Genomic DNA, 26137 nt, shown 5'->3' on the forward strand with positions numbered 1-26137 from the left:
TGCACCCGGCGCCGTAACGACTTTCAGTGGGCGGCCACGATGTGAGATCGGCACAAGGTTCGGACGGACTTGTTGCCCACCGGGATCAACCGCACGGGCAGGCGGCCCGTTTGGTGATGGCGAAGCCGTCGCACTCCTGCCGGACTTCGGCGGCTCCGTGACCGGGCCAGTGCGCCGGGATGATGGTCTCGCGCAGTTCGGCGGCGCGGGAGAGGCAGGAATGCGGGTCTTGGCCGCGGGCTGCAGGTGGGGCTTGACCCGGGATCTTGAACACGGGCTATGCGGCCTGGGCCAGGGTAGTTGATGTTGTGCCGAGTGCTGTCTCGTAGGCGACGCGACCGCGTTCTCCGAGGCTGGGGTGACGGCGTCGGGTGTTGTAGCGGTGCAGCCACCGGAATAGGTAGAAGCGGACTTCACGCTCGTCGGCCCAGGCACCGCGCTCCTGGGGATCTCCCTCTCGCATGTGGCATTGAAGGGCTCGGCAGGCGTGTTGTCCACCGAGCTGCCGACAGCGCTCATGCTCCGGATCACGCCCGCCCTGGGGCAGGCGTCGGTGAACGCTCTGCTCGTGTACTGGGCGCCGTGATCGGTGTGCACAACAGCGCCGGCGAGGCTGGCGCGGCGCCGCTCGGCCGCGGCCAGGGCCTCGGTGACCAGTTCGGCACGCATGTGATCGGCGATCGCCCAGCCGGCCAGGCGCCGGGAGGCGAGGTCGATGACCGTGGCCAGATAGAGGAACTTCCCGCCGGTCAACGGGAGATGAGTGATGTCGCCGACGTGCTTCGTGTTCACCACGGCGGCGGTGAAATCGCGGCCGATGAGGTCGGCGGCCTCCGAAGCGACCGGATCCGAAACGGTGGCGCGGCGCATCCTGCGCAGCCGCAGGCCGGCCAGATCGTCCGGGTAGGGCGCGAGGGCGCGGTTGATCAGTTCGTTGGCGCTGCGGAGCGGCGAGAAGTAGAAGGCGGTGGTGTCGATGTGGTTCACACCGAGCTCAACTGCCCGGCGCAGTACGTTGATCTCCTGATCGCGGTCGCGCGGGACGGCGGCGGACGCGAACGCCTCGCCGCGCTGGGGCAGGCGCATCGTGCCGAAGCCGACCCGGTGGACCGTCTGGTCGCCGAGCTTCCAGGTCCCCGATGCTGCCGCAGTGATCGTCTGTGAGGTCATGGCGGGATGATCGGTGCACGGTAGCCTGGCGGGCCATTGTTTCACGCATACCTGAATCTGTTGGGGGGTGTCGTGGCGGAGCTGGCGTTCTCGGCGAACGATCTCGCGCAGGTGCGGTTCGCCATCTCGCCGATGTGGGAGGTCGCGCCCAGCTTCCGGCTGCTGGCTTCGAACACGACGCATCCGGTCCACCGGCCCTGGATCGAGCAGGTGCGGCCACGTGTGATGGCCGCAGGCCTGGACCGAGGATGGCTTGCCGAGCTGATCGGTCCCTCCGGCTACGTCCCCGACTTCCTGACCCCGGCCCCCGCAGGGCCGGCCCCCACACCGGCGGACGAGTGGGAGGCGATCTCGGCCACGCCCGCCGACCGGGTGCGCCAGGACCTCGACCACCTCGCTCGTCACCAGGGACACCTCGGCCCACGGCTCTCAAGCCCGCACGCCGACATGCCCGGCCGTCTGGCCAGGGTCACCAGGAGATCGCAACGCACTGGGAAATGGCACTCGCCCCCAACTGGGCGCGGATCAGGGCCGTACTGGAGGCCGACATCTTCCACCGGGCCCGGACCGTCGCCGAGCACGGCACGGGTCGTCTCTTCAACGACCTGCACGCCGCGGTGAGCTGGGACAACAACGCACTCAGACTGGCCCGACGGAAACGAAACGTGCCCCGCGAGTCCGCGGGCACGGGCCTGCTGCTGATGCCCTCTGCGTTCACCGGCCCCGGCCTGCGCACCCGGGTGAGACCGCCGGATCCACCGCAACTCGCCTATCCGGCCCGAGGTGTCGGTGCGCTATGGGTGACACGGCCGGCCACTGGTGTTTCCACCCTCGCCTCTGTCCTTGGCCGGTCACGCACTCTGCTGCTGACCGAACTGGCGACCCCGGCCTTCACCACCGAACTGGCCCACCGCGCCGGCCGTTCCGTCCTCTACGCCCGCACCACCGTCGCCGAAACCCTCCTCGAAGCCGCCTCCCCCTGAAGCTTCAGATCTCAACCCCCGAAGGACTTCAGGAGCCGACTACTTGACCTGGTCGGGTCATGAACAGCCACCCACGCACGAACGGGGCGTCTGTGCACACCGTCACCCTGGCGCGGCTCCGCAGCCCCGAGGTGCCTCACCCCGCCGAAACCCGGTATTCCCGGGCGTGTCCGCCAAATATTCGGCATGTTGCGCCGAGCCCGAGGAGCAAGCTTCCCAGCGGTGCATCCCGTCGCTTCTCGCACCGGTTGCGCCGCACCGGATTCGAGCGCTCTGCGGTACGAATTCGGCAGGACCAGCCGGGGCTTGCACCCCGGTACTGATCTCGCCCGCACGCAGCCGGGGCGGGTGATCCCGCTCGTCCTGCGACTCACTCGTCACAGGTGCGCCTTTGACGGTCATCTTCCTGGGCTCCCCTGTGGCCCAGGAAGAATCCCGCCGCTTGCGGAGGTGAAGGTAGCTTCCAGCCCGCCGCAGCGTCAACTATAGTTTAGCTACGTCAAGAGAGAGCAGCGCATCGTGCCCCATGCAGGCGAGACAGCGGACCGTGAAACGCCATTGCCGGCGCCCCCGGTACCCGTACCCGGTCCTGGCGCGTCCTTCGCCGACCGTCTGAACTACCTGTTCGACAGGGTCCGGGCGCCAGGCGCGGACGAGTTCAGCAACGCCCACGTGGCGCGGACGATCTCCTCGTACGGCCAGGAGAGCATCACCGGCGCGTACATCGGCCAGCTCCGCAAGGGCAGCAAGACGCCCACCGTCAAGCTCGTCCCGCTGTTCGGTCGGTTCTTCGGCGTAGAGGCCGGCTTCTTCGTCGAGGACGAGGTGACCCGCAAGGTCGCCGAACAGTTCGAGCTGCTGCGCAAGCTCAGCCAGGCGGGTGTGAAACAGATCGCACTCCGTGCCATCGGGCTGTCCCCGCACAGCCTCAACGAGGTGATGCAGAAGATTGATTCAGTGCGGGAGAAGGAGGGCCTGCCCCCCTCCCCCGAAGACGACCTTTCCTGACCAGCCACTACGCTCAACTCCCACGGGGCTCTTGAGAGGAACACGCATGTGGCACAGCCGCCGTGCGCGCCGGCCCGTCGACCGAACCGAAGAAGTCGAGCGGCGCAGCAGAGCGTTCGTCGAGGAACTTGAGCTTCCCGCCGTCAACAACGTCCTGGAATTGCGTCCGTTCATCGAGCGGAAGGTCAACCGAGAGATCCGGTTGATGCCGTTCACGCCGGACCTCTCGGACCCGGACTCTTTGGACCCCTCGACGCCGTGCGGACTGTGGCTTGCCACCGACGACACGGACTACCTCTTCTACGACGAAGGGGTCAGCGCGGCGTACACCGAGATCGTCGCCGGCCACGAGTTCGCCCACATGCTCAAGCACCGCCACAAGAAGGAGTCCTTGAACATCGCCGGCCTCGGCGGCCTCATCACGGACATCGACCCTGCCACCGCTCAGCTGGTCCTCGGCCGGACCCAGTACGACGAACCCGACGAGTTCGAAGCGGAGATGATCGGCTCCCTCCTGCAGGAGCACGTGTCCAAGGCTCGCGCGGCCGCCGCCCGAGGCTCCCAGGCCGACGACCCCATAGCCCGCACGCTGCTGCGCTGACCAGAACAGAGCACCGTGAAAGACATACTCCACCCCCTGTGCCTTGCGATCGCCGGCACAGGGTTCCTCCTCCTGCTCCGCGACCTGGGCAAGCGGAGACGCGACCCCGCCCTGGTGGTCCTCGCCTTCACGTTCGGGTTCTCCGCGCTCAGCTACTTCATCGCACTCACCTGGGTGTGGGTGCGCATCGACGGCATCCTCGGCGTGCCGAACATCGCTGTGCCGCTCGCCCAGAGCTGCGTCGTCCTCGTCTTCGCCCTGCAGGCGACCGTCCTGGCCTACTGGTCCAGGCCCCTCGACGCCGCCCGGCGCCGCGGCCGGCGGATGCTCATCGCAGCGGCCTGCGTCATCGCGGGCATGGCCCTGCTCTTCGCGCTCCTGGCACCCACCACCGAGCGGCCCTTCGATTTCTCGCTCTACTACGCAGGCAATCCGTACTTCCAGGCGTACCTGTGGCTCTACATCAGCGCCTACACGCCGGCCCAGATCTACCTCGCCTGCTCGTGCTGGAAGTACGCCCACGCGACCACCAACCGCTCGATCGCCGTCGGGCTGCGCCTCGTGGCCGTCGGCGCGACGATCACCCTCGGCTACAGCGCCATCCGCATCGGGGCCGTCCTCGGCGCGGTCTTCGGATTCAGCGTGAAGGGTCTCGACCCCTACGCCTGGATCTGCGGCGACGTGGGCGCCACCCTCACCCAGATCGGCTACTTCCTCCCCACACTCGCCCGCCGCATAGCAGACGGCAGGAACTGGGCATCCGCGCACGTCGCCTACCGGCGCCTGCAGCATCTGTGGGCCGCCCTGGCCGAGGCACACCCCGGAATCACCCTGCTCCGACCGGACCCGCAGCGCGGTTCCATCCTTCACGCCCGCAGCGCACACTTTCCCCTTCTGCGACGCCGCACGGAGATCCGCCACGGCCAGAAGCTGCTGCGCCGCTACCTCGACCCTGCTGTACGCACCGAGTCCGAAGCACGGCGCGCGGCCGAAGGGCTGACTGGCGCTGGCCTGGTCGCGGCCGTGACCGCCGACCAGATCCACGCCGCCCTCACCCGTTTCCACACGGGCTCCCCCGTCGAGACGCCGGTCGAGTACGTGGACGCCCACCTGCCCCTGCCGACAGCCGAGGACGAACAGCTTCACCTCGAACGCGTCGCCGGCTTCTTCACTCCGCCCAACCCAGCGACACCCTCCACCGATCTCCCCAGCACCGCATCAGGAGCCCATCCGTGATCCTCCGCCGCACCGTGCTCGCCACCACGACTGCCCTCGCCGCCGAAACCGCCCTGAGCACCTCCGCCAGTGCGCGGCCGCACGCCGGCACGAGCCCGCGCCGTACTGCCCCGCTGCGCCGTGCGTCCGCCGGCGACCAGCTCACCGCCCTGCGCGAGGGCAGGATCACAAGTCGTGACCTGCTGGAACAGCACCTGGAACACATCGAGCGGGCGAACCCCGAGCTGAACGCCGTCATCACGCTCGACGTGGAAGGTGCCCGAGCGGCCGCCGACAAGGCCGATCGGCACCTCGCCGAGACCGGCGAAGTACTCGGCCCGCTCCACGGCCTGCCGATGACGGTGAAGGACGCCCTCGAGGTCGAGGGGATGCGCACCACATGCGGTACGCCCAGCCTCTCGGGCCATGTCCCCGACAGCGACGCCGACGCGGTCGCCCTCCTGCGCGCCGCCGGCGCCGTCATCATCGGCCACACCAACGTCCCGACCATGTGCCAGGACATCCAAACGTCGAACCCGATCTTCGGCAAGACCCTCAACCCCTTCGACTCCGAGAAGACCGCCGGCGGCTCCTCCGGCGGCCCGGCCGCCGCGGTCGCCGCGGGCTTCACCAGCCTGGAGGTCGGCTCCGACCTCGCCGGCTCACTGCGCCTGCCGGCCGCGTACTGCGGTGTCTACGCGCTGCGGACCTCGCGCGGAGCCAGCCCGATCGTGCCCACCCGCGGTCACATCCCCCGCCTGCCCGGCTGGGCCACCAGCAGCGACATGATCACGCTCGGCCCGATCGCCCGGACCGTCGAGGACCTCGGTCTCCTCCTGGACGTCATCGCCGCGCCCGCCCCCGCCGACCGCGGCGGATGGAAAGTCGATCTGCCGACCCCGGCCAAGGAGAAGCTGGGCGACTACCGGGTCGGCATCTGGGCGGACGACGCGTACTGCCGCATCGACGGCGACAGCCGCGCACTCCTCGCCCAGGTCGCCGAGCTCGTCAGGGGACTGGGTGCCGCTGTCGACGACTCCACCAAGCCCGTCGACTTCGCCGAGAGCGACAAGCTGTTCCAGCGCCTCATGTACGCCACTGCCTCGGCCACCGCCACCGACGCCGCGTTCGCAGCCGACGTCGCGGCTGCCGAGAAGATCCCCGCCGACGACCCCAGCGGGTTCTTCCTCCATTCCCGCACCATGCGTCACCGCGACTGGTGCGTGGCCGACGAGGCACGGCAGAGGCTGCGCGACGCCTGGGACGCCTACTTCACGGACCACGACATCCTGATCACTCCCGCTACGCCGACTGCCGCCGTCCCTGACCAGAGCAGCACTCCCCTCCCGCAGCGGTACATCACGGTTGACGGCGAAAAGCGCCCGTTCTTCGACCAGACCAGCTGGCTCAACCTGGCCGGCCCGGTCGGACTGCCGGCCATCGTCCTGCCTGCCGGCAAGACCAACGACGGGCTCCCGCTCGCCGTCCAGATCATCGGCCCCTATCTCGCCGACCGCACAGTTCTCCATGCGGCCAAGCACCTCGCACAGCGGCTCCCCGAGCCGGCTCAGCCGTCCGTGTTCTCGGCGTAGCCGAGTCTGCGGCTCGCCAAAGACACGCGAGAAGTACGACGCGGAGTTCCGGGCCGGGGCGGTCCGGAACGTCCGTGAGACCGGGAAGCCGGTCGCCCACGTCGCGAAGGATCTGCGGATAGCCAATCCCCTCGCAGCGTGGAGATGATCCAGGCGGCCAGTCCCTCGGCGAGGGTGGCTCGGTAGTCGCGTTCGTAGTCGATCGGCTCTTGAACCCACACACGCGGTGTAGGCGCCTGGTGTTGTAGAAGTCGGTGATCGGGTGCGGAAGGTGTGCCGGTGGACGCACTCGACCTGGAGCACGCTGTTGAACGCCTCGCTCACGGCGGTACCGAAGCAAGATCCGACTCTCCCCATGAACTGCACGATCCCCAGCGTGCGTCAGGCACGCTGGAACTTTCGGGAGCAGTATTCGCTGCCCCTGCCAGTACGCATGATCACGCCCCGGACATCACCGCTCCGAGTGGCCACGGCCATGTTGAGCGAGGCCACCACCAGCTCGGCGTCGTGCCCCATCGCAGAGCCGAGCAGGAGGTGGGAGAACAGATCGATCACGGTGGCCAGGCAGAGCTTGCCCCCACCCATGTCGATCCCGGTCATGTCGCCCGCCCGGACGGGTCCGGTTCCTCGGCGGTGAAATCCCGGCGCACGAAGTCCTGGAACGCGGGCCGCCTGCCGGCCTGGTCAGTCCGCAGCGCCGGCAGACCTTGCGCCCGGCCAGGCCGAGTTCGGCCATGAGTTTCGCGACGGTGTTCACCGAGACGCGCCAGCCCTGGCGCACGAGCGTGATCCAGACCTTCGGCGGCCAGCCGTAGGTGCCGCCCGCCGCGCCGAAGAAATGCCGGATCGCGACGGCCGGCTGCCCGCGCCGCACCTCGCGGGCGATGACGGGCTTGCCTCGCCACTTGCAGAACCGCGACTCGCTCACGCCCAGCGCGCGGCACGGTGTGCGGAATGTTCTGCTCTGCCTTGCAGTCGCTGATCGCTTCGGCCAGGCGGGCCGGGTCCGATCCAGCTACTTCACCCACAAGGCCATGCAGCGTTTGAAGACATCACGTTCCGTCTCCAGCTCGCGTATCCGCTTGTTCTTCTCCGTCACCTCCCGCCGCAGCCGCTCCAGCTCGGCCCGCCCGGCATGGCCAGCCGGCCGCCCGAGGCGGCAGGCGTGGGCCGGTCAGAGGAAGCGGACCCGTCGCACCGCCACCGTGACCTGCTGCCCGGCGGGCTATACGACATCGCCGATGACGCCCCGCGCGCCCACGGTCCATTGCGCCCAAGCGCCGACTCCGTAGGTATTCAGGGCTGGGACCGAGGTCATCCACCGGATCGTGCCGGGTTCTTCCCGAAGGAAGAGGCTGGCACTCTTCCGGTTCGGCTGCGCCATCACCTTGACTCATGAATGTCCGGCCGGAGCACTTGCGTTCACCTCATGGCTTGAGAGCCCAACGAGCCATGAGCGGCTGCACTGCCCGCAGTCTGCCGGTCATTCACATAGCGAACAGGAGAAGCCTGCATGTCCAAGCGCGCACGTGGCAAACACCGCGCCCCCAGTCAGAGCCAGACCCGCCGTCTAGCGGCGCGAGGGACCGCGGTGACGGCTCTGGCCGCCGGCCTGGCTGGTTACAGCCTCACCGCCGCGTCGGCAGCGTCCGCTGCCGACAACAATGCGGCGTCCGTCGTCAAGAAGGACTGCGTCAAGGCAGGTCCGGCAGCCCGCTTCAGCTTCAAGCCGATCTGCCCGGCCGAGCCGCCCAGCAAGACGGAGGAGGCAGTCACGCGAGGCGTGAACGACTTCACGACCTTCGGCGTTTCCGAGCTGCTGGGGGCGGCCCATACCACCAACGAGCACAGTGGCGATCCGGGATGTACCGGAAACAATGCGGCTCACCTCAGCCGTAAGCCTCTGTGCCCGCAACGGGAGCTGACAGGGCTGGAGAAGGGCCTGCGGGACCTGACCGTCGGCATGGTGCTGCCGTCACCGGCCAAGTTCGCTCCGGCCGAGATACAAACGCTCAACACCCTGCGCGGCATCGGTGCGGGTACCGCTGCGGGCGCGACGAAGCTCGATTCGATGCTCCACGACGGGTCGGAGGAGGCCCAAGGCGGACAGAAGCCCGACTCCAGTTCCCCTCAGACGTCGAGCGATGCATCCTCCCAGGCATCGGATCCCGGGCCCCTCCGCGGGTCCGTCGCGGACTGGAACGCGGCCCGGGCCATGAATGGGCTGCCGCCGGTCGATGCCAATGGCCAGCCTCTCAACGACGGCTCCTCTCAAGGATCGGATGCCAAGTCCCGTCAGAAGCGGGATCTGCCGGGTGAAGGGGCTGAGCCTGCCCCAGGACAGACGTCCGATCCGTCTCAGTCGGCTGACGCATCCGATGCGTCCCCGGGACAGTCCTCCGATCCGACTCAGTCGACCGACCCATCCGGATCCTCTCCGGGTTCGAGCGATGGAGCTGTCCCTCCAGGCGCGGACGACGGGGCCTCTCAACGGTCGGATGACGGAGCGGCCCTGGGTTCGGACGATGTGGTCAGCCCGGAGTCTAAGGATGCGGCCGCACTGGCCTCTGGCAACGTGACCATTCACGCGTCGGACGGGGCGTCAACTCCGGTTTGGGACGTCGGATCTGCCTCTCCAGTCTCCGACGACGCGTTCGCCTGGTTCGCGCGCTGACCCCGCATCGCCGCAGCACCGATGGGTTGCCCGGCCTGGCCAAGGCCGAGCAGCCCACCCACAACTGACACGCAGATGCCTCAGCCGTACGTCACGTGGAGTTCGCACAGATCAAGTTCGTCAGTTCGCCAGGCTGGTGGCGTTGGTGCGGGCGGCAGTGGGGACGTTCAGCGCGGCCGTCCCTGGCTGCTGCCGCTGGAGGACCGTGTGTTGCTGGTAGCGGCGTACTGGCGCGCGAACCTGACGTTGCGGCAGGTGGCACCGTAGTTCGGGGATTCGAAGTCTGCGGCCGACCGCATCCTCGATCACCTGGCGCCCTTGCTGGCCATCTCGCCGGCCCGGCGACCGTGCAAAGACACCACCTACATCGTCGACGGCACCTTCGTACCCACCCGTGATCGCAGCGTGGCCGCCTCCGGTAAGAGCTATCGGTACTCGACGAACCTGCAGGTCGTGGTCGACGCCAACCGCCGTATGGTGGTGGCGATCGCCCCTGCCGCTGCCCGGCAGACGTAATGACTGCCGGGCGTTCACGGAGTCCGGAGTCGACCGGGCCTGGCGCGGCGCACCGACCATCGCCGACGGCGGATACCAGGGCACCGGCCTGTTCATCCCACACTGCGAACGACGAGGTCAGACGCACCTCAGCCCACACCAAGAAGCGGAGAACGCAGTCCGGGGCTCAACCCGCGCCCCCCAGTCCGGCGCGGGCCGGGACGAAGCCCGGTCCGTCCAGGTGTGCAAGGGCCGTGATTCCTGCGTCGAGAAGGCGCGCGCCGGCTGCACGTCGCGTAGCGGCATCATCCGTCGCGTGTTGCCCCTGCGCTCCACAGGTTCGACCACGGCTTCGTCGACGGGGAGGAGATGTGACTGGGCGCTCGAGTTGGCGTCTCTCGCCGAGTACGGTGCTCAGTTCGGCGGGTGGATGGGCCGCGCGCCTCGTCACCACGAGCGTTGCAGTGATCCGCCCTGTGAACGGTCCCATGCGAAGCAGGAGAAGGGGTCAGCCGGCGCCCAACCAGGTCACGACAGCCAGAACAAGCGGGACAGGACACGCCACCGCAGTCAGCAACAGCCGACGTCCGGCCGGCGTCATGCGCCGCACCCCGGGCACGAAGAAGAGCGTGGCAAGAAGTGCGGCACCGCCGGTCACAGAGATGAAAGCGAGACAGCGGCGTGCATCTTCATTTTGAAGCCGTAGACCCGGAGAAAATGATCAGGTTCTGGGGCAGTATTCCGGGATTTGGAGCGTAGTATCGGCGAAGCGGAATCTCCGGCTGTGCTGCCGGTCGTCACCGTCCTTGCCGGAACGGTCGCCGAGCAGGTTCAGACTCTGATCGCCAAGGGCGCCTCTCTGGTGGAACTCCACGACCCCGTGGAAGCCCTGATGACGGATCCGGAAGGCAACAGGTTCAGGGTGGTACTCGACCCCCATCACGAAGCATGACGTTCTCCAGCGCGGATGCGGTCCGGCGGCGTTCACACCCTTCTCCTACGACAACGTCGGTCTCCCGGACCACGACCGGATCTGGGGGACCGGTGTCACGAGGACCCCGAATCAACCAACATCGTCGCCGCTGCGATGCCAGGGCGGGGCGTTGTCACAGGTGGCTGCCCGAGCCGGACATTGGTCAGGACGGACAGGCGGCGAAGCGGCCGATTCACCCAGTAGGTGAGGGACAGCCGGCCGACGGACGCGTGGCGCACGTTCTCGCCCTCGGGGTCGTCGGCGTTCCACTGTCCAAGACCCCAGGGGTCGGCCGCGGCGGCGTCCAGGACGTCCCACGCAGCGTCTTCGACGTGCTCGGGCAGGGTGTAGAGGACCTTGGCGGCCTGTGCGGAGAAGCGGACCGCGTACGGCTGCTGTTCGGTCACCGTCGCCTTCCCCTCAGCTCCGCCACGTCGGCGAACTGGCTGTCGTCGTAGCCGGAGGCGACGAACGCGTCGACCGCCGGGGCGGAGGCGATGCGGCCCTGCCACTCCTGGACGACCCCGTACAGGGCGGCGAGGGAAAAGGTGCGGCGGGACTCTTCCAGCGCGGCCGCCCACTCCTGCTCGATGGCCGACACCCAGGTGCCGGCACGCCGGTCGGCGCGCAGCTGCGCGAGGAGTTCGGCCGGTGTCCCGGGAGCGGGGCGGAGGCAGCATGGAGAGCGTGAGGGGCGTGGTCAGGCTGTGCGCTCATCTGGTCCTCCCGGGCGGGTCGTACCGCCACGGTACGCGCGGCGGGTCGCCGTGGAAGCGGGCATGGGACAGATCCCTCCTGCTGGGTCATGGAGCCAGCGATGGCCTGGACGTCCCGCTGCGCGAGCACGTCCAGGCCGTCCGAGGCGCCAGCGAGGTAGTTGAGCAGGCCAGCCACCCCCACCTCACCGGCACGCCCCAAGCCCGCATCCGCACCGGCAGGTTCGCGAAGGGATCCTGTGGGTGGTCAGCTGTGGGGGATGTCTGGCCGACGTGGTCGGCGCCTGTGGAGTAGTCGTCACTCAGGGCGGCCACCCACACGTCGCACTCCTGGGACTCGATCTCTCCGTCCGGCTGCGGACCAAGGTCACCCGGGGCCGCCGGTAGAGCGGACGCCGTCCTGGTCATGGTCGTCAAGCTCGCCGAGTCCGGCCAGCCGTGGTGACGGGGTGTGAACGCATCCCGCCTCATCGCCCTGGACCGCGCCGGGGCCCGCCTCGAACGCGGGCACTTCGTCAACAGTCCCAAGAGCAACGCAGCCCGAACTGCTCCTCGCCCGCTTGAGCTACCTCAAGTCATCCCCTACGGACTTTTCAAGGAGTGTGAACGCCTTCGGCGTACCGCCCGGCTGTGGCTTACCCTCCTTGCGTCCCACAACCCGATAGCCGGCGTTGAGGTAGTACGCACTCAGGCGGCCGTTGGTGGCCACGCAGTCCAGACGGACCAACGGACGTCCCGCCTCGGCCACACGGCGCTCCGCGGCCCGCAGAAGCTGCCGCCCTGTCCCGGGCGGGACTCTCCTGCGGTCCACCATCAGCCGGTGCACATAGCCGGCAGTCGGCGGCTGCGGCCCCCAGGCGTCCTCGTCGTCCCACCAGAGCTCCCAGGCTCCGACCACACGATCGGCAGCCTCCGCGACCCATACCTGCCCGCTCTCCATGACCCGGCGGAAGTGGTCCCCATCCAGCTCACCAGGCTGCCACTGGCCGGTGACGCCTTGGGAAAGCATCCAGCGGGCCGCGTCGTCGCGCAGGCGCACGAGGGCGGGAAGATCGGCGTCGGCAGCGAGACGGAAACATAGATCGTCCACGCCGCGATCTTCGCACAGGCGTGTGCCCCGGCATCGACCGGCCCCAAAGGGGCTGCCCTGGAAGAAGCACAGGCACTCACCGCCGCATGAGCGAGCTCAACTGATCCACAGGTATTGGCAATTGGTATTGACAATTACTCACGGACGCCTGCTCGCCGAAAGCTGCTGGACTCACTGCCAGTTCGCGCTGGCGGTGAACCGCGTGGGCGCCGTGACCGGACCCCCACGCTACGACGAGTCGGCGGTGAGTCACTGGCTGAGCGGCACTGTTCCCCGCGCAGCCGTGCGGGCGTGCATCCTCCAAGCCCTCTCGCGCCGCCTCGGGCGCCCTGTCGCTCATGCCGAGGCAGGCGTGCCCGCTCCTCGCGATCGCGCCCCCCCACGGCCGCGGAGGCCGCGGAGGGGCTGGTCGACCTCGGGAAGCAGGACACGGACCCATCACGCCGCAGCGTCCTGGGGGCCGGCCTGCTCTCCGTGGCCCTCACCGCCGGCGTCGTCAATGATCGGCACACCCGCCCGGTCCCCGGGCTTCTCGACCACGTGTCCCTGCAGGTCATCGCGGACGTCGTCGGAGTTCCAGCAGGCCCGGCTCAGCAGGTGCTGCAACCCTGCGGGCGTGTGGTGACCGGCATGTTCAGCCAGCCTGCAGCTGTTCTTCCGGCCCACCGTACCCGGACGGCACCCAGCCGTGATCCGGCTGTCGTCGAGCCTTCGCCCAACCGGCTGACCTGGCCTGAGGGCCTTTCCGGCCGCCGGTTGCAGATGGCGCAATCCACACCTGGCCAGAAGGCCCTCACCCATTTCAAGCTCGTCCGGCTGTGGCCTCTGCCACCAGCTTCGCGGGGCGTCTAGTTGGCTGATGCATCGTCGGATAGCGGGAGTTCGTGATCTCGGGTGCGGCGAGTTGTTGTCCTTGCCATGCTCGATGATGTGCGTCCCGACATCTCGTCGGAGGAACTCGAAGAGCTGCCGGTGCGGACGGGCACCGGTTCGGCCGGGCGGATCTGCGGCGACGGATGCGGGTCTACATGCATGCCCTGCTCGGACCGGTGCGTACGGGTCGGTTCCAGCCGCCGCGGTCGCCGTCCCAGTCCTGACCGCCGTACCGGTGCATCGTGGCCCACTCGGTGCAGCCGCTCGAGTTGACGTCCGCACCTGCGCACCTGCGCACCAGGCGTCGAGGTCGGCATGCCGTGGGTCCGCTGGGTCGCCTCGCAGTACCACGGGGTGCTGCTCATGGTGAGGCTCCCAGAGGCCGCCAGGAGCGGCCGGTAGGGGGAGCTGATCTTGATGGTCACCGTTCCGCCGACACTGCTGTCCTCCAGGCGCTTTTGCGGGGGCGTCAGCTCATACCGGCAGTGGACCGTGGCCGGGTTCCGGCGGCCAAGGCCAAGGCCAAGGCCAAGTGTCGTGGCAAGGGGATCACGCGCCGAGGGCCAGCTGGAACCGTCAGGACTGCGGCGCGAGTTCGTGCTGGAGGCAGAGACCGGCTGTCGCGTCGGCAATCCCGCGCGAGCCCTGTCGGGCAACGGGGGTCCGAGGACGACCGGGGCGGCCTATCGTTGGGGAGGGCTGACGCATCAACGGGAGGGCGTGGGCGTGGAGTTGGCGGAGGTCATTCGAGCGCTGCGTGACGAGCTGGAGAGCGCTGTCGAGGCAGGGGCGGGTGAGGCGCTGCGTTTCGAGCTCGGGCCGGTGGAAGTCGAGGTGTCCGTGGCGATCGTGGCTGGGGCATCGGCGGAGGTCAAGCCGCGGTTTGTGGTCGTTTCCCTCGGTGCGAGCGGCAACGTGGAGCGCACCACCACGCAGCGGATCAAACTCACGCTCACCCCGCGCGAAGGTCGGACGGGCAGAACCCCGATGGTCGCCGGCACTGCCGGGGAGCGGGAGCGGTGAGTGCCCGCGCTGCTGGTCTGGACCCGCAGCGTGTGGCCGAAGTGATCAGCGCCGGTGCCGAGGGCGAAGGACGTCGCTGTGGTTCCGGGTATTTGCTGGCTCTGGGGCTGGTTCTGACCGCCGCGCATGTCGTGGACGGTGCGGTCTCGATCCGGGTGCGTTTCAACGCGGACCAGGACGGTCAGTGGACCGCGCGGGCGCAGCACGCCTGGTCTCATCCGAGCCTGGACATCGCTGTCCTGCACGTCCTCGAAGCGTCCGTCGATCCACCTGGCAGGGCGCCCGTGGTGACTCGGGTCGGCTTCGGCAGCATCGTCCGGCCACCGGTCGAGTGCGAGACCATGGGCTTTCCCCGATTCAAAGTTCGCGAGGACCCAGCGCATCTCGGCGCTGACGGCGCACCGATGCAGTACCGCGACTGCGAGCACGCCACCGGCCCTGCCACCACCTGGGCGAACCGGCGCGAGGGAACGCTGCAGATCCGGGTCGGAGCACCCGGACTCGATCCGGATCGCGGTCGCTCGCCCTGGGAGGGGATGTCCGGAGCCCCTGTGTTCAGCGGCGAGGCCCTGGTCGGCGTGGTCGGCAAACACCACCGCAGCGACGGGGCCGGCACCCTGGCCGCCTACCGGGTCGACCACTGGTACGGATGTTTGGACGCCGATCAGGTCGATGCGCTGGCCGCCCTGATCGGCCTGCCCACCAGACCTGAGGACTTGATGCAGGTCCCCGCCCCCGCCCAGGTGCGTACAGGCCGGATTCCCCGGCAACTGCCCGCCACGACATCGGCGTTCACCGGCCGCGAGAGAGAGCTCGCCGAACTGCTCGACCTCGCCGACGGGACCGGGGGGTCGCCGGGCATGGTGGTGATCTCGGCGATCGACGGAATGGCCGGGATCGGCAAGACCGCCCTGGCCATCCATGCCGGACGAAGACTCGCGGAACGGTTCCCGGACGGACAGTTGTTCATCGACCTGCACGGCTACACCCGCGGCATGGCCCCACGCGAACCCGCTGACGCGCTGGCCGGCGTCCTGCAGGCCTACGGAGTGCCACCGAGTCAGATCCCGACGGACCTCGACGCACGCGCGGCGCTCTACCGCGACCGTCTGGCTGGCACCAGGACCCTGGTCATCCTGGACAATGCCCACAGCGAAGCGCAGGTGCGGCCCCTGTTGCCCGGGGACGGCGGGTGCCTGGTGATGGTCACCAGTCGCAGACGGCTCAACGCCCTGGACGACGCGTGGGCCCTGCCCCTGGACGTGCTCCCCGTGGCGGACGCCGTCGCCCTCCTTCGCGAGGTCGCCGGGCCCGGCCGCACCCAGGACGGCGACCCGCTGCTCGAAGAGATCGCCGCCCTGTGCGGGCACCTGCCCCTGGCGTTGCGGATCGCCGCCGCTCTCATCCGCCGCCGTCCCGCCTGGACCCTGACCCGCCTCGCGGACAAACTGCGTGGGGCCCGGACCGGCCTGGTGAGATTCTCCGACGGTGACCGGGACCTCACCTCCGTGTTCGACCTGTCCTATCAGACCCTCAGCGGAGATCAGCGGGAGCTCTTTCGGCGCCTCGGCCTCACCCCCGGGCCGGACGCGGACGCCTACGCCGCCGCGGCGTTACTGAACTGCGGCCTCACGGACACCGAGGACCTGCTCCAGGATCTGGTCGAGCAGAATCTGCTGGTCGAGCCGGTCTTGGGCCGCTATCGGATGCACGACCTGATCCGCGCCCACGCCCACGCTCTGGCCGCTGGGGATCCCGCCGACCTGTGCGAGGCCGCGGTGGAGCGGCTGCTGGACTATTACCAGTACACCTCCATATCGGCCGACACGAGAACCTTCCAGTACGCCCGCCACGAGCCGCGTGGCTCGGCTCCCGCGCACTCGCCGGTGCTGTGCAGCCCGAACGAAGCGCGCGCATGGCTTCGCTCGGAGCGCACCAACCTGGAGGCCTGCCTCGGGCTCGCCGCCCGTCAGGGCCGGCGCGAGCGCGTCGTCGCCCTCACCGAGGGCTTGGCCGAACTGCTCTACGCCGACGGCACCTGGTCCCGGGCGCAGGTCCTGCACACCGCTGCCGCGACTGCCGCAGAACACCTCGGTGACCGGCGCGGCCAAGCTGACGCTCTGAACAACCTGGGGCGCGTACTGCACATGACGGGGAACTACCCGAGCGCCGTCGATGCGCACACCCGGGCCGCCGGACTGTTTCACCAGTTGTCCGAACGGCCCGGCCAAGCCGACGCTCTCAATGAACTCGGGCGCGTACTCGAGACGACCGGAGACTATCCCGACGCCACCGAGGCCCACACCCGTGCGCTGGCCTTGTACGACGAGTTGGACGACTGGGCCGGACAAGCGGACGCACTGATCAATCGCGGCAAGATACGGCGCAGGACCGAGGATCCCTCAGGCGCCTGCGAAGACCTGTCGCAAGCCCTTGCCCTTTACGAGCTGTTGGACAACCGGCTCGGCCAGGCCAGGACCCTCGCACTTCTGTCACAGACACGGCAGGCGACCGGGGACGGCGTCGGCGCCGCCGACGCGCATGCCCGAGCACTGACGCTCTACCAGGAGCTTGCCGACCACCCCGCCCCGGCCAACGCTGTCGCCGACGCCCAGCACGCACAGAGTGTGACGAGGCAGGACGGCATGACGCAGCACTCGAACGCGCCCTCCAGCCCCGGCGAGCGGCTCGACCAGGCCAGCGCACTCATCGGTCTGGGGCGCATGCGGATGCTGGACGAGGACTACCGGGGTGCTCTCGAAGCGCATGCGCGTGCCCTGGAGATCTACCGTGCCGTGGGCTCCTACGACAATGAGGCGTGGGCGATGAATCTCTACGCCCGTATTTTCGTCGCCGCCGGTGACATGGCACAGGCCTTGGCCGTGTACCGCGACGCGCTGCGTCTGACCCGTGAAGTGCAGCACCGTGACGACGAGGCCATCGCGCTGGAGGGCATCGGCGAGTGCCTTGTGTGCACCGCCGACAGCACCCGACACGGAGCCGCATATCTGAACCAGGCTCTGGATGCCTACCGACGCCTCGGTATGCGCCCCGACATCGAGCGCGTGCAGGCCCGCCTGGACGCACTCACCACACCGTGAACCTGTGGGGCGCGTGAGTCATCGCTGCGGGTAGGGGGGTGCGTGCAAGATCCCCTGGCGGTGACTGGGATGCTGCATCAGTGAGCCTCCGCCGACTTGGGGTGCTGGTGCTGGTCGCGGGCAGCAGCCTGCGGAGTAGATCGTCCGGCAGTCATGGCTGCGTGGGCCTCCTCCATAATGATCAGTACGGATACTGCCTCATAAGGGCAGTGCTACAACGGGGAGTTGGCATGCAGAACACAAACGGCGGGGCTGCCCTCGTCTTAGCAGCGGTGGTAGTGGGTCTGGTGGTGCGGCAGCAACTGCGTACTCGTCCTGTGCGGCGTACCGGCTCGTTGATCACTCCTGTGATCCTCGGTGTCCTTGGGGCTGCCGGGATCGCCTTTGGTATCGCCTCGGTCGTCAAGTACCACCCGCTGACCACGCTGCCCGTCGTCCTCTTGGTGGCAAGCCTGGCCGTCGCGGCGTCATTCGGTGTGGCCAGGGCCCGGACCGTACAGCTCTGGCGTGGGCCTCAGAGCGTGGTGCTGCGCAAGGGGACGGCGGCGACGACCGGGCTGTGGCTGGCCTCGGTTGGGGTGCACATCGGGTTGGCGCTGTGGATCGACCACGCGGCCGGGGCCGGACTGCTGGGGACCGCGTCGCTGTACGCGTACCTGGCAATCGGTCTGGGGACGCAGAACCTCCTGGTGCGTAGGCGCGCCGCCGCGCTGTGACCCGGTCCGGCCCGTAGCTCCACAGCGGCATGCCACCTCCGAATGCGGATATGGCCTTGAGCGATCGCCGTGGCCGGGCGGCCTTCTACGATCCGGTGTATGGATCCCCAGTTGCCGGACCGGATCACCGTGCGGCGTGCGGAACTGGACGAACTCGAAGAATGGCTGGCCCAGCAGCCGGCGGAGACACGGGCCGAGCGCGATGAACTCGCCGTCGCCGAAAGGTCCTTGAGCGGATGAGCGAGCAGCTGGCCGGTGAGCGTGCCCCGGTGATGCCGACGCCTGGGCAGGTGGGCGGACGAGCCGTGATGCCAGGTCCCGCGCCGTACGTCAGGTGTGGAGGAGGCCATGCTCCCGCCGGACTATCAGCGTATCCGCGCCGCCGTGAGGCGGGCCGCCGGACCGGTCATGGCTCGGCAGGTTCGTCAAGTGCTCGCGGTGGACGCCAGCGTGAGGAGCAAGCTGGAGCCGCTGCGTGGGAAGCTGGTCATACTGGCCGACCGCGGCCTGCTACGCAAACTACCTGACGGCCGCTTCACCACCCGCCTCTGACCAGAGACGCTCCCGCCCAGACCCGCGTGGTGCCAGCGTAACCGGAGCGACCCCGGCGGCCGTTGGAATTGTGTGACGAATACCCAAGAGCACAACCACCTCGCCGATCGGTTTCGCCGCCGCCTGAGGACGATACGGTCCCGGCAGCGAGTCCTGCTGCCCGGGCGTATCGCGGTGATCGTCCTGGCCGTGCTGCGCCACGACCAGCGTCTGACCGACATGGCCGGCGGCAACGGCGTGTCCGAGTCCACTGTCCGCCGCCGGCGCGAGGAGGTGATCCGCCTGCTCGCCGTCCGCGCTCCGCGCCTGGACCGTGCCCTGAAAGACATCACGAAACGGGGCGGGGAAGTCGTCCCGGCCGACGGTGCCCTCATCCCCACACAGCGCCGTACCGGACGGGACGACCGGGAGAACTTCTTCGGCAAGCACCACCGCCACGGCCTGCACTTTCTCACCCTGACCGACGACGAGGGACGGCTGATCTGGATGCCTGCCGCTCGGTCCGGCCGCACCCACGACGCCACCGCCGCCCGTCACGACGAGCCCGTCGAGCACCTGAAGGCGGCCTGCCTCGGCGCGCTTGCCGACCTGGCCTCCTCGGCGCGGACAAGCGTGAAGTCCCCGGTGACCTGGTCATCGTCACCGGCTTCAAGGCCACCCGCTACCGCAAGCTGACTGCCGGACCGGCCCCGGTCGAGCACGGCTTCGCCCAGCTGAAGAACTGGCGGATCCTCACCAAGCTCCGCACCCGTCCCGCCGGCGCGACCGGACTCCTCCGCGCCCTGCTCGTCCTCACGAACCTCGAAGTCGCCCGCCGGCCAGATGATCGACATGCTGGGCACTGCCCCACCACCAGCCCGGGCAGTTCCACACGCCATCACGCCGGCGGCCCGTGACCAGCCGAAATCAAGATGGCGGAGGCTAGTGATCGTCTCACTGCTGTACCGGGCCGGCCGGGCGTTGCTGTCCGTGCCTGCTGACCTGCTGTGCCGGGTCACCGCCATGGACGCCGAACTGCCGGCGCTGCGGCGAACGGTTGCTGGGCATCGCCGCGATGTCGGCGACCCGTAACACGGACTGCTACCTCAGTGCCTACTACCGGCCCATCGGCGCCACCCGTCGCGGACGGTAGCGGGCCCTGGTCGCGGTGACGCGCGGCGACCCATAACACGCCATGCGTCGCATGACCGAGGTAGCCAGCCGACTCGGCCTCAACGTCCGCTGCGAGTCCATCCCAGCAACTGCCTGACGACCGCGCTCACTCAACTCTTCGTGTCAGCATCCGGAAGTCACGGCAGTGCCGTTCCCCGACCTGTTGGCGGGAGCGGCGCCCTCCTCCCCCCGTGCGGAGCCGGAGGGCGTCACGCCCGTCCTCACGTCACGGAGGTCGACGTCACGGCAGCTCGATGTCCGGCAGCAGCGAGATCTGCCTCTGGACCCCGTCGTCACCGCCCAGTGCGGGGAAACTTTCGAGCAGTTTTCCGCACAGTGCCGCGAGTTCCGCTTTCGGCTTCTTCGTCGTGAACGCGTAGTACTGGAAGGGCGGTCCGGCGTGTACGGGCTGCCCCGCGACGAGCGGTGTCTGTACCAGGAGGTCGCAGACCGGGTACAGCAGCCCTTGCATCGCCGCGATGAATCCCCGCTCGTAGCCGTACCGGACGCTGTCCGTGAACGCATCCCGGTCCTTGGGGGCGAGCGCGTCCATGGGGGTGCGGTAGATGGCGTCGAGCAGCGCAAGGACGTAGCAGTAGGCCGCGTTGGAGAGTTCCATCAGGGCCTTGACCGGCTGGTCCGCCTCTACCGTCCTCAGGTCCGGGTCGTCGAGCGCGGGCCAGATGACCTCGGCGTCGTCGATCGTGTACTTCTGCTTGCCGTTGTCGTCGAGGACGACGCCGATGCCGTCGAGGCCCTTCGCGATGTCGGCGAACTTCATGTAATGGGACGCCTGCCACTTGCCGATCTCCTGCGGCGGGAGGTCGTCCGTGCGCACGATCGGGTCGGGCAGCAGGCCCTTGTCCTCCGGTGCGCCCTCGCCCTGGTCGACGATGACCTTCATGGCCTGGAGCGCGGTCGCCTCGTCGACGATGAGCTGCGGATGGTCGGAACCGCCGTTCTGGTTCCAATAGGCCCGGTGGTACTGGAACTTCCACAGGTCCTTCTTGGCCTTGGCCCAGTCGATCACCGGGCGGAGGGTCTGGATGCCCCGTTCGATGCGCGCGTAGAACTCGCCGAGGGAGTGGTACGGCTCGACCCCGCCCACAAAGGCCTGCGGTGGGGTGGCCGGCTGTTCGATCGGCATGAACGTGTTCCTGACCTGGTCGGTGGAGAGTTTCCGCAGCCGGAGGGTCAGCTCGGGCTCGCGCTTCAGCATCGGGCCCGGGTACGTGGGGATGACGCTCTTGTCGTACAGCCGGAAATCGGTGTCGCCGACCGCGATCAGCAGATTGCGCACCAGCGAGAGGTGCAGCATCTCCTCGATCGAGATACCGATCAGCGTGCGCTGCGCCGACGCTCCGGCTGCCCACTGCGAATAGCCGCGCGTCTTGATCGTGTAGGTCGCGTACAAGTACGGCGGAACCGTGGACAGTTCCACCTGTGCGGCGGCCTTCAAGTGCGCGATCAGGTCCGGCAGGGTGGTGATCTCCTGAACCGGCGCCTTCGTACTCATCGGGAACCCTCCTGTGCCTGTAGAGAAGAAGAGGTGCGCAGACGTTCGTACGCCGCCGGGCTCAGCTCCCGGGTGACGACCGTGAAGTTCCGCCGGACCAGGGCCAGTCGGACCTGCCTCGGCGCGGGTGGCTCGGGGTCCTCGCCCCGGCGCACCGCTGCCAGGTACGTGTGGACCGGCGCGTACACCAGGAGCAGCCGAAGCGGCGGTGCCGGGCCCGTGCCGTCCTCCGGGCCGGGCCCGTCCAGCACCTCGGTGAAGGCCCGCTCGAAGCGGATCAGATCGATCAGCAGGTCGATCCACCCCTCGCGCTCCGCGCCGGGCTCGGCATCCGGCCGTGTGCGGGCCAGATGGCCGGCGAAACCGGCACTGAGACCGGCAAGGGCCGGGGAGCGGGACGGATGCGCCTCCAGATACTCCAGCGCGAACCCGTCGAAGATCTCCTGGCCCAGCAGGTGCACGGACCCGGGGTGAAGGCTGCGCATGCACTCCAGCAGCCGTAGCCGGTAGCCGCGTTGGTGGACGAGCAGGCGTTCACGCGCGGACAGCCGGCTGGACGCGGTGATCGTGTGCCCGGGGTCCTCGCCCGTCGGGTGCAGGATCACCGACTGCATCCAGCGTTGCACGGCCGCCAGCGAGGAGGCGTCAGGCACGGGCACCGCCCGTCAGGGCTGCGGCCGATTCCCGGGCCCGGTCGAGTTCGGCCAGCAGCTCCGGGAAGGGCGGCAGCTTGTCGTCCCGTTCCAGCAGAGTGGACACGCCACCCGTAAGCTCGGTCGCCAGCCGGTAGAGCTCCCACACCGGCTCGGCCACGGGCGCGTCGTGCGTGTCGACGATGTGCGTGCCGTAGTGCGTGTGGCCTGCGAGGTGCATCTGGACCACGCGTTCGTGCGGCAGCTCCCGCAGGTAACGCACCGGGTCGAAGTCATGGTTGAAGGCTGAGACGTGAACGTTGTTCACGTCGAGGAGGAGCCCGCAGTCCGCCTCCTCCGCCAACCGTCCCACGAACTCCCATTCAGAGAGCGTGGAGCCGCAGAACTCCACGTAGCTGCTCGGGTTCTCCAGCACCAGCCGCCGCTCCAGCACGTCCTGGACGACACGCACACGCCCGACGACGTGGCGCAGAGTCTCCTCGGTGAACGGCAGCGGGAGCAGGTCGTGCGTGTTCACGCCCAGCACGCCCGTCCAGCACACATGGTCCGAGACCCAGGGCGCCCGCATCTCGTCGGCGAGCCGCTTCAGGCGACGTAGGTAGCCGAGGTCCAGCGGATCCGTGCTGCCGATGGACATGGACACCCCGTGCAGGACGACCGGATAGCGTTCGGCGATCTCCGCGAGGGCCTGCCGCCTGCCGCCGTGCGCGTCAAGGAAGTTCTCCGAGATGATCTCGAAGAAGCCGACGGGCGGCAGGTGCCGGCGGATGTACGGAAAATGCGGCGTCCGCAGCCCGACCCCGAAACCGAGATGCGGCATCCCCAGCCGTCGCTCGCTCACTGCGGCTGTGACATGTAGTCGTAGTGCGGCATGCTGTCGTCCTTGATGCCCTCGCCCGGGGACGGGCCGAACGCCTTACCCGCCGCGTACATCCGCGTCTCGAAGAGCCGGCGAGCCTGCTTCCACACGCTCTTGCCCTTCAGCGGGCCCGCCGAGAACACCCGGCTCTCGTTGATCGGGCTGGCGCAGCTGCCGTTGTAACGGCAGTCCTGCTCGCCCGGGTGGAACTGCTCGTAGTCCGTCCCCGCGTAGCCACAGCCGCCCTGACCGCGGCAGGCACCCTCGCCGTGACAGACGTGGGAGACGGTCGCGCAGGAGCCCATGCCCGCCATCGAGGCCGTACCCGGGGCGTCGAGTCCCGCGCACGAGTTGAGTCCCATGCAGACGTGCAGCTCCCGGGGCACTTCCTGGGGCAGTGGGGGGTCCGTCTCCGGTCCGCGGGCGGAGGAGGTGGAGCGGTCGGCCATGGTGGTCGGTCCTCTCGGCTCGGTCGTCGAACGCCACACCCTGGCAAAGGGGATCGAGCGGACACCAGAGGGCAGAAAGAGATCCGGCCACGGGGACCTGAGGGAACAGTTCCGGCCACCGTCCTGATCTTCCGGCGCGGTTCTCGAACAGTCGCCTCGCCCCACAACTCCCAGGTCATGACGCTGGGAAAGGCGCGGCCAGGTCGTAGCATCTCCCATGCTCGTACGCGTAAAGCCCCCGAGCTACTCGCACTCGGGGTCTTGTCGTAGTCGGGGGGGGCGTGAGGGCTGGACGCTGCGGTGCGTGCACGTGGCGCGACCTCATCGCTCGGCCGGGGAGGCACCGCAACGCCGCGCTGCCGATCGCCCGGGTGACCGCTGACGCGGCCTGCGGTCAGGAACGCGGCTCCCGGCAGGCGCTGGAGGACACGACATGGCGCGTCTTTTCCGGTGTCCAGCACGACCAGGACCTCCTGGTGGCCCGGACGCCGCTTGCCGGTGGCGACGAGTTCCTCGACGACCTCGCCGCAGCTGGACCATGGTCGCCGCAACAAGGTCTTCTCAGGCTCCGGTCGTACCGCGGTCCAGCACCACCGTCCGTATGGTCCGGCCGGTCTCCAGCGCGACCGCGATCGAGTCCGGCCGGCCCGGGATCATCGACACCACCCACGCAGGCGCAGGCGCGACCGGCCCCCGTCCGGCGGTCGCCCGGCCGATGACAGCGCCGCCGGGTCCTTCCCATGACAGTGCTCGGGACCGCCGGGCCTCCGGATGAGGCCCGGTGCCCTCGGGTGTGGCTCGGCGGTCAGCGCACCCTGACGGTCTCGGCCGGCCCGGCCATTTGCAGGCGGAGCTTGTTCGAGCCGAAGTCCGCCTCGTAGAGCGCGCCCCGGAACTGCAGCGTGCCTCGGTGCTTCGCCTGTACCCAGGTATCGACTGCGCCACCACGGCCGATGCCTCCGTGAGCGCACCTCACCGTGCGCCAGGGCCCTTTGCCCTGCCGCTGCTGCACACAGAACTTCTGAAGGACATCGCTGTCGTTCGCGGCATCCCCCTTCACATGGACGCCCGCGCCGACCCTGACGGTGTGCGGGCTCGCCTTGAAGTCGTAACTGACCTTCGCGGAAGCCGTGACCGCACTCAGCCCGAGCGCCGTTATGCCGACTGCCGCAACGGCGGCCGCACGCGCAGCACGCCGGTTGAGAGCACCCATCGTTTGTCTCCCCCTACGGATGGTCTTGTGCTTGGCAGCATCGAAGAGACGGAGGAAACGAGGCCGTTCCTCGGCCTGTAGCCACCGGATCAGTGCACCAATCGCAACCTGTCAGAGGGAGAACACGGGAACGCCGTTGCCCCGCCATTCATCAATTTTTCGGCGGTTCCCGACGAGCCGAAATCCGGACCCGTCACAACTGGTCGTAACGACCCCGTTCATGTGGCGCGGCCCAGCATCCCCGACCCGGTGGCGGATCGTGACGCGAACAGCGCCTCAGGACATGATCCGGCCATACGGATACGGAGGGAAGTCCGGTGGGTTCTTGCAGGCTGTGGGGGCTGCGGTCTGTGTGCCCGGTCGTCTCAGTCAGGACCGTCGTGGGTGGTGACGGCGGAGACGCTCGTCCTGCTCACTCGCGGCTGGACCTGGACGGACGGCCGTTGAACACTTCGCACGAGGCGCCTGCCCGTCCGGAACGACCGCGGCCGTTCTACGTGATCCGGAAGCCCACCGAGGCACCACCCGCTCACCTCCGGGGTGGTGCCTGCCGCACGCCGTTCCGAGGACTCAACGAGCCTTCCGGACCTTGGCCGCGTGCCCGTCTTCGGCGTCGACCTGGAATTCCACCTTGTCCCCCTGGCGCAGGTTCGTCCTCTCTGCGGGACTGGGAACGTCATCCCGAGAGAAGTGCCGCTTCGGGCCGTCGTCGTCCTTGATGCGGCCCGTGCCCTGCGCCTGGTTGAACTCCTCGATCTTGCCTGTGGACATGGCTACGTTCCCTTCGCTTGGCGGTGCTGAGAGGCCCCGGGTTACGAGTCGGTGCCCACGGCCAGCGAACCCGCACTCACGCGCGGCAGCGACTGCTGTGGTCCGAACGGGTGACGGGCACCCATCAGTATCCAGACCAGACAGGCTGTACGCGGTGCCCAGCGCCTCGCCGTCGACCTGGACATGCGGCGAACCGTCGATCACACGACGCTCAGCCAGAGCCTCACCCCCACTCAGCCGCAGGTGAGGCGCGCTCGGGAGACGGCTGTCAGTGGCGGCCGTCTCCCCCACGGGGTCACGCTGTTCGCCTCGACCGAGCAGAAGTAGCTCTCCACCTGGTTGAGCGAGGAGGGGTGTGCCGGTATGTGGTGGCGTACGGTTCTTGGCTCATGACCTGGGTGGCCAAAAGTCGTGAACGGGCCGAGGCGGGTGCGTGGTTCGGTGCGGCCGAACTCGCGGGCGCGGTGGACGTCGTAGGCGGCCAGGGGCGAGGCGATGCCGCGAGACATGGCCTCATGGGCAAGTTCCGGGTACGACCGACCAGCGGGGCGGTGGCGCCCCGGTCTCAGTTGGCAACTGGCAGGACAGTGCGTCGATTTGGGCATCCGCCAGCGTCGTGAACGACGGAGGGCTGCCGGGACGGCTGCGAACGGCAGGCAGAGGTACACCCGCGTTGGACAACCCCTAGGCCGCATGCAGCAAGGTCTGCGCGCATCGAGGCCTGGTAGGGGGTCTTCTGACC

25 protein-coding genes and 3 pseudogenes are annotated in these 26137 nt (G+C 68.7%); 15 read left to right on the plus strand and 13 right to left on the minus strand.

Annotated elements, in window-relative coordinates:
* Positions 1 to 558: 558 nt before the first annotated feature.
* Positions 559 to 1353: pseudogene (locus BIV25_RS54585) on the minus strand (aldo/keto reductase); the annotation flags it as partial.
* A 314-nt stretch (positions 1354 to 1667) separates the two neighbouring features.
* On the opposite strand from BIV25_RS54585, the gene BIV25_RS53265 reads away from it, so the two are divergent.
* From BIV25_RS53265 to BIV25_RS28885, 5 genes are all read left to right on the plus strand, one after another.
* Entirely contained in the window at positions 1668 to 2153 is a 486-nt protein-coding gene (locus tag BIV25_RS53265) for a DUF5937 family protein (RefSeq protein WP_256256159.1), read from the plus strand.
* A gap of 558 nt (positions 2154 to 2711) precedes the next feature.
* Positions 2712 to 3161: a hypothetical protein gene (locus BIV25_RS28870; RefSeq protein WP_071375377.1), complete on the plus strand. Its 450-nt coding sequence runs from the start codon at positions 2712 to 2714 to the stop codon at positions 3159 to 3161.
* A 46-nt stretch (positions 3162 to 3207) separates the two neighbouring features.
* Positions 3208 to 3762: a hypothetical protein gene (locus BIV25_RS28875; RefSeq protein ID WP_256256163.1), complete on the plus strand. Its 555-nt coding sequence runs from the start codon at positions 3208 to 3210 to the stop codon at positions 3760 to 3762.
* Positions 3763 to 3777: 15 nt separating this feature from the next.
* Positions 3778 to 4998, plus strand: a complete 1221-nt coding sequence (locus BIV25_RS28880) for an MAB_1171c family putative transporter (protein WP_071375378.1) — start codon at positions 3778 to 3780, stop codon at positions 4996 to 4998.
* A complete protein-coding gene (locus BIV25_RS28885) occupies positions 4995 to 6569 on the plus strand; it encodes an amidase family protein (RefSeq protein WP_071375379.1) in 1575 nt (524 codons plus the stop codon). The genes BIV25_RS28880 and BIV25_RS28885 overlap by 4 nt, the downstream gene beginning before the upstream one ends.
* A gap of 381 nt (positions 6570 to 6950) precedes the next feature.
* Here BIV25_RS28885 and BIV25_RS53270 read toward each other — a convergent pair whose 3' ends face one another.
* Both BIV25_RS53270 and BIV25_RS54590 read right to left on the minus strand, forming a co-directional pair.
* Positions 6951 to 7169 carry a DDE-type integrase/transposase/recombinase gene (locus BIV25_RS53270; protein WP_071375380.1) on the minus strand — a complete coding sequence of 73 codons (219 nt, stop codon included), beginning with the start codon at positions 7167 to 7169 and terminating at the stop codon, positions 6951 to 6953.
* 121 nt (positions 7170 to 7290) lie between these two features.
* Positions 7291 to 7497: pseudogene (locus BIV25_RS54590) on the minus strand (transposase); the annotation flags it as partial.
* 663 nt (positions 7498 to 8160) lie between these two features.
* On the opposite strand from BIV25_RS54590, the gene BIV25_RS50490 reads away from it, so the two are divergent.
* The 3 genes and pseudogenes from BIV25_RS50490 to BIV25_RS51415 all read left to right on the plus strand — a co-directional run bounded on the left by BIV25_RS50490 (position 8161) and on the right by BIV25_RS51415 (position 10690).
* Entirely contained in the window at positions 8161 to 9243 is a 1083-nt protein-coding gene (locus BIV25_RS50490; RefSeq protein WP_143076720.1) for a hypothetical protein, read from the plus strand.
* Between the two features lie 64 nt (positions 9244 to 9307).
* Positions 9308 to 9937: pseudogene (locus tag BIV25_RS53275) on the plus strand (transposase); the annotation flags it as partial.
* A 585-nt stretch (positions 9938 to 10522) separates the two neighbouring features.
* Complete coding sequence (locus BIV25_RS51415) at positions 10523 to 10690, plus strand: VOC family protein (protein WP_177235450.1); 168 nt, start codon at positions 10523 to 10525, stop codon at positions 10688 to 10690.
* A gap of 95 nt (positions 10691 to 10785) precedes the next feature.
* Here the strand turns inward: BIV25_RS51415 and BIV25_RS28905 are convergent, their stop codons facing one another.
* From BIV25_RS28905 to BIV25_RS28915, 3 genes are all read right to left on the minus strand, one after another.
* The gene (locus BIV25_RS28905; protein WP_256256164.1) at positions 10786 to 11118 is read right to left on the minus strand and encodes a hypothetical protein; all 333 of its coding nucleotides are present in this window, start codon (positions 11116 to 11118) and stop codon (positions 10786 to 10788) included.
* The gene (locus BIV25_RS53280) at positions 11115 to 11312 is read right to left on the minus strand and encodes a DUF6247 family protein (protein WP_256256165.1); all 198 of its coding nucleotides are present in this window, start codon (positions 11310 to 11312) and stop codon (positions 11115 to 11117) included. The genes BIV25_RS28905 and BIV25_RS53280 overlap by 4 nt, the downstream gene beginning before the upstream one ends.
* A gap of 680 nt (positions 11313 to 11992) precedes the next feature.
* Positions 11993 to 12517, minus strand: a complete 525-nt coding sequence (locus BIV25_RS28915) for a GNAT family N-acetyltransferase (protein WP_079176954.1) — start codon at positions 12515 to 12517, stop codon at positions 11993 to 11995.
* Positions 12518 to 12991: 474 nt separating this feature from the next.
* Between BIV25_RS28915 and BIV25_RS54595 the strand changes: the two genes are divergently transcribed.
* From BIV25_RS54595 to BIV25_RS51420, 7 genes are all read left to right on the plus strand, one after another.
* The gene (locus BIV25_RS54595) at positions 12992 to 13369 is read left to right on the plus strand and encodes a hypothetical protein (RefSeq protein ID WP_177235443.1); all 378 of its coding nucleotides are present in this window, start codon (positions 12992 to 12994) and stop codon (positions 13367 to 13369) included.
* A gap of 747 nt (positions 13370 to 14116) precedes the next feature.
* Positions 14117 to 14413 carry a trypco2 family protein gene (locus BIV25_RS28920; RefSeq protein WP_071375409.1) on the plus strand — a complete coding sequence of 99 codons (297 nt, stop codon included), beginning with the start codon at positions 14117 to 14119 and terminating at the stop codon, positions 14411 to 14413.
* Positions 14410 to 17514 (plus strand): tetratricopeptide repeat protein, encoded by a 3105-nt coding sequence (locus tag BIV25_RS28925; RefSeq protein WP_079176956.1) that lies wholly within the window; start codon positions 14410 to 14412, stop codon positions 17512 to 17514. Before BIV25_RS28920 ends, BIV25_RS28925 begins: the two co-directional genes overlap by 4 nt.
* A 230-nt stretch (positions 17515 to 17744) precedes the next feature.
* A complete protein-coding gene (locus BIV25_RS28930) occupies positions 17745 to 18230 on the plus strand; it encodes a hypothetical protein (RefSeq protein ID WP_071375383.1) in 486 nt (161 codons plus the stop codon).
* Positions 18231 to 18329: 99 nt separating this feature from the next.
* Positions 18330 to 18470 (plus strand): hypothetical protein, encoded by a 141-nt coding sequence (locus tag BIV25_RS53290; protein WP_256256166.1) that lies wholly within the window; start codon positions 18330 to 18332, stop codon positions 18468 to 18470.
* 384 nt (positions 18471 to 18854) lie between these two features.
* Positions 18855 to 19457 carry a transposase family protein gene (locus BIV25_RS28940; protein WP_256256167.1) on the plus strand — a complete coding sequence of 201 codons (603 nt, stop codon included), beginning with the start codon at positions 18855 to 18857 and terminating at the stop codon, positions 19455 to 19457.
* Between the two features lie 249 nt (positions 19458 to 19706).
* Positions 19707 to 19853, plus strand: coding sequence for a hypothetical protein (locus BIV25_RS51420; protein ID WP_177235451.1), 147 nt, complete (start codon positions 19707 to 19709; stop codon positions 19851 to 19853).
* A 322-nt stretch (positions 19854 to 20175) separates the two neighbouring features.
* On the opposite strand, the gene BIV25_RS28945 is transcribed toward BIV25_RS51420, so the two are convergent.
* The 7 genes from BIV25_RS28945 to BIV25_RS50495 all read right to left on the minus strand — a co-directional run bounded on the left by BIV25_RS28945 (position 20176) and on the right by BIV25_RS50495 (position 25904).
* The gene (locus BIV25_RS28945) at positions 20176 to 21450 is read right to left on the minus strand and encodes a ferritin-like protein (RefSeq protein WP_071375385.1); all 1275 of its coding nucleotides are present in this window, start codon (positions 21448 to 21450) and stop codon (positions 20176 to 20178) included.
* Complete coding sequence (locus BIV25_RS28950) at positions 21447 to 22103, minus strand: DNA-binding domain-containing protein (protein ID WP_143076721.1); 657 nt, start codon at positions 22101 to 22103, stop codon at positions 21447 to 21449. The genes BIV25_RS28945 and BIV25_RS28950 overlap by 4 nt, the downstream gene beginning before the upstream one ends.
* Positions 22096 to 22944, minus strand: coding sequence for a DUF692 domain-containing protein (locus BIV25_RS28955; protein ID WP_107486380.1), 849 nt, complete (start codon positions 22942 to 22944; stop codon positions 22096 to 22098). Before BIV25_RS28955 ends, BIV25_RS28950 begins: the two co-directional genes overlap by 8 nt.
* Positions 22941 to 23411 (minus strand): hypothetical protein, encoded by a 471-nt coding sequence (locus BIV25_RS28960; protein ID WP_071375388.1) that lies wholly within the window; start codon positions 23409 to 23411, stop codon positions 22941 to 22943. The genes BIV25_RS28955 and BIV25_RS28960 overlap by 4 nt, the downstream gene beginning before the upstream one ends.
* Before the next feature lie 805 nt (positions 23412 to 24216).
* Entirely contained in the window at positions 24217 to 24624 is a 408-nt protein-coding gene (locus tag BIV25_RS28965; RefSeq protein ID WP_071375389.1) for a hypothetical protein, read from the minus strand.
* Positions 24625 to 25194: 570 nt separating this feature from the next.
* Positions 25195 to 25395 (minus strand): cold-shock protein, encoded by a 201-nt coding sequence (locus BIV25_RS28970; RefSeq protein WP_071375390.1) that lies wholly within the window; start codon positions 25393 to 25395, stop codon positions 25195 to 25197.
* A 233-nt stretch (positions 25396 to 25628) separates the two neighbouring features.
* Positions 25629 to 25904: a hypothetical protein gene (locus BIV25_RS50495; RefSeq protein ID WP_143076722.1), complete on the minus strand. Its 276-nt coding sequence runs from the start codon at positions 25902 to 25904 to the stop codon at positions 25629 to 25631.
* Positions 25905 to 26137 lie beyond the last annotated feature (233 nt).

This window comes from Streptomyces sp. MUSC 14 (genome assembly GCF_001866675.1).
GTDB lineage: Bacteria > Actinomycetota > Actinomycetes > Streptomycetales > Streptomycetaceae > Streptomyces.

What these genes read in the sequence shown, in the direction of transcription:
- BIV25_RS53265 (WP_256256159.1), top strand. Translation starts at nt 1,668, where the DNA reads ATGGCACTCGCCCCCAACTGGGCGCGGATCAGGGCCGTACTGGAGGCC.
- BIV25_RS28875 (WP_256256163.1), top strand. Translation starts at nt 3,208, where the DNA reads ATGTGGCACAGCCGCCGTGCGCGCCGGCCCGTCGACCGAACCGAAGAA.
- BIV25_RS53270 (WP_071375380.1), bottom strand. Translation starts at nt 7,169, where the DNA reads ATGACCGGGATCGACATGGGTGGGGGCAAGCTCTGCCTGGCCACCGTG.
- BIV25_RS28930 (WP_071375383.1), top strand. Translation starts at nt 17,745, where the DNA reads ATGCAGAACACAAACGGCGGGGCTGCCCTCGTCTTAGCAGCGGTGGTA.
- BIV25_RS53290 (WP_256256166.1), top strand. Translation starts at nt 18,330, where the DNA reads ATGGATCCCCAGTTGCCGGACCGGATCACCGTGCGGCGTGCGGAACTG.
- BIV25_RS28945 (WP_071375385.1), bottom strand. Translation starts at nt 21,450, where the DNA reads ATGAGTACGAAGGCGCCGGTTCAGGAGATCACCACCCTGCCGGACCTG.
- BIV25_RS28960 (WP_071375388.1), bottom strand. Translation starts at nt 23,411, where the DNA reads ATGGCCGACCGCTCCACCTCCTCCGCCCGCGGACCGGAGACGGACCCC.
- BIV25_RS28965 (WP_071375389.1), bottom strand. Translation starts at nt 24,624, where the DNA reads ATGGGTGCTCTCAACCGGCGTGCTGCGCGTGCGGCCGCCGTTGCGGCA.
- BIV25_RS28970 (WP_071375390.1), bottom strand. Translation starts at nt 25,395, where the DNA reads ATGTCCACAGGCAAGATCGAGGAGTTCAACCAGGCGCAGGGCACGGGC.
- BIV25_RS50495 (WP_143076722.1), bottom strand. Translation starts at nt 25,904, where the DNA reads ATGTCTCGCGGCATCGCCTCGCCCCTGGCCGCCTACGACGTCCACCGC.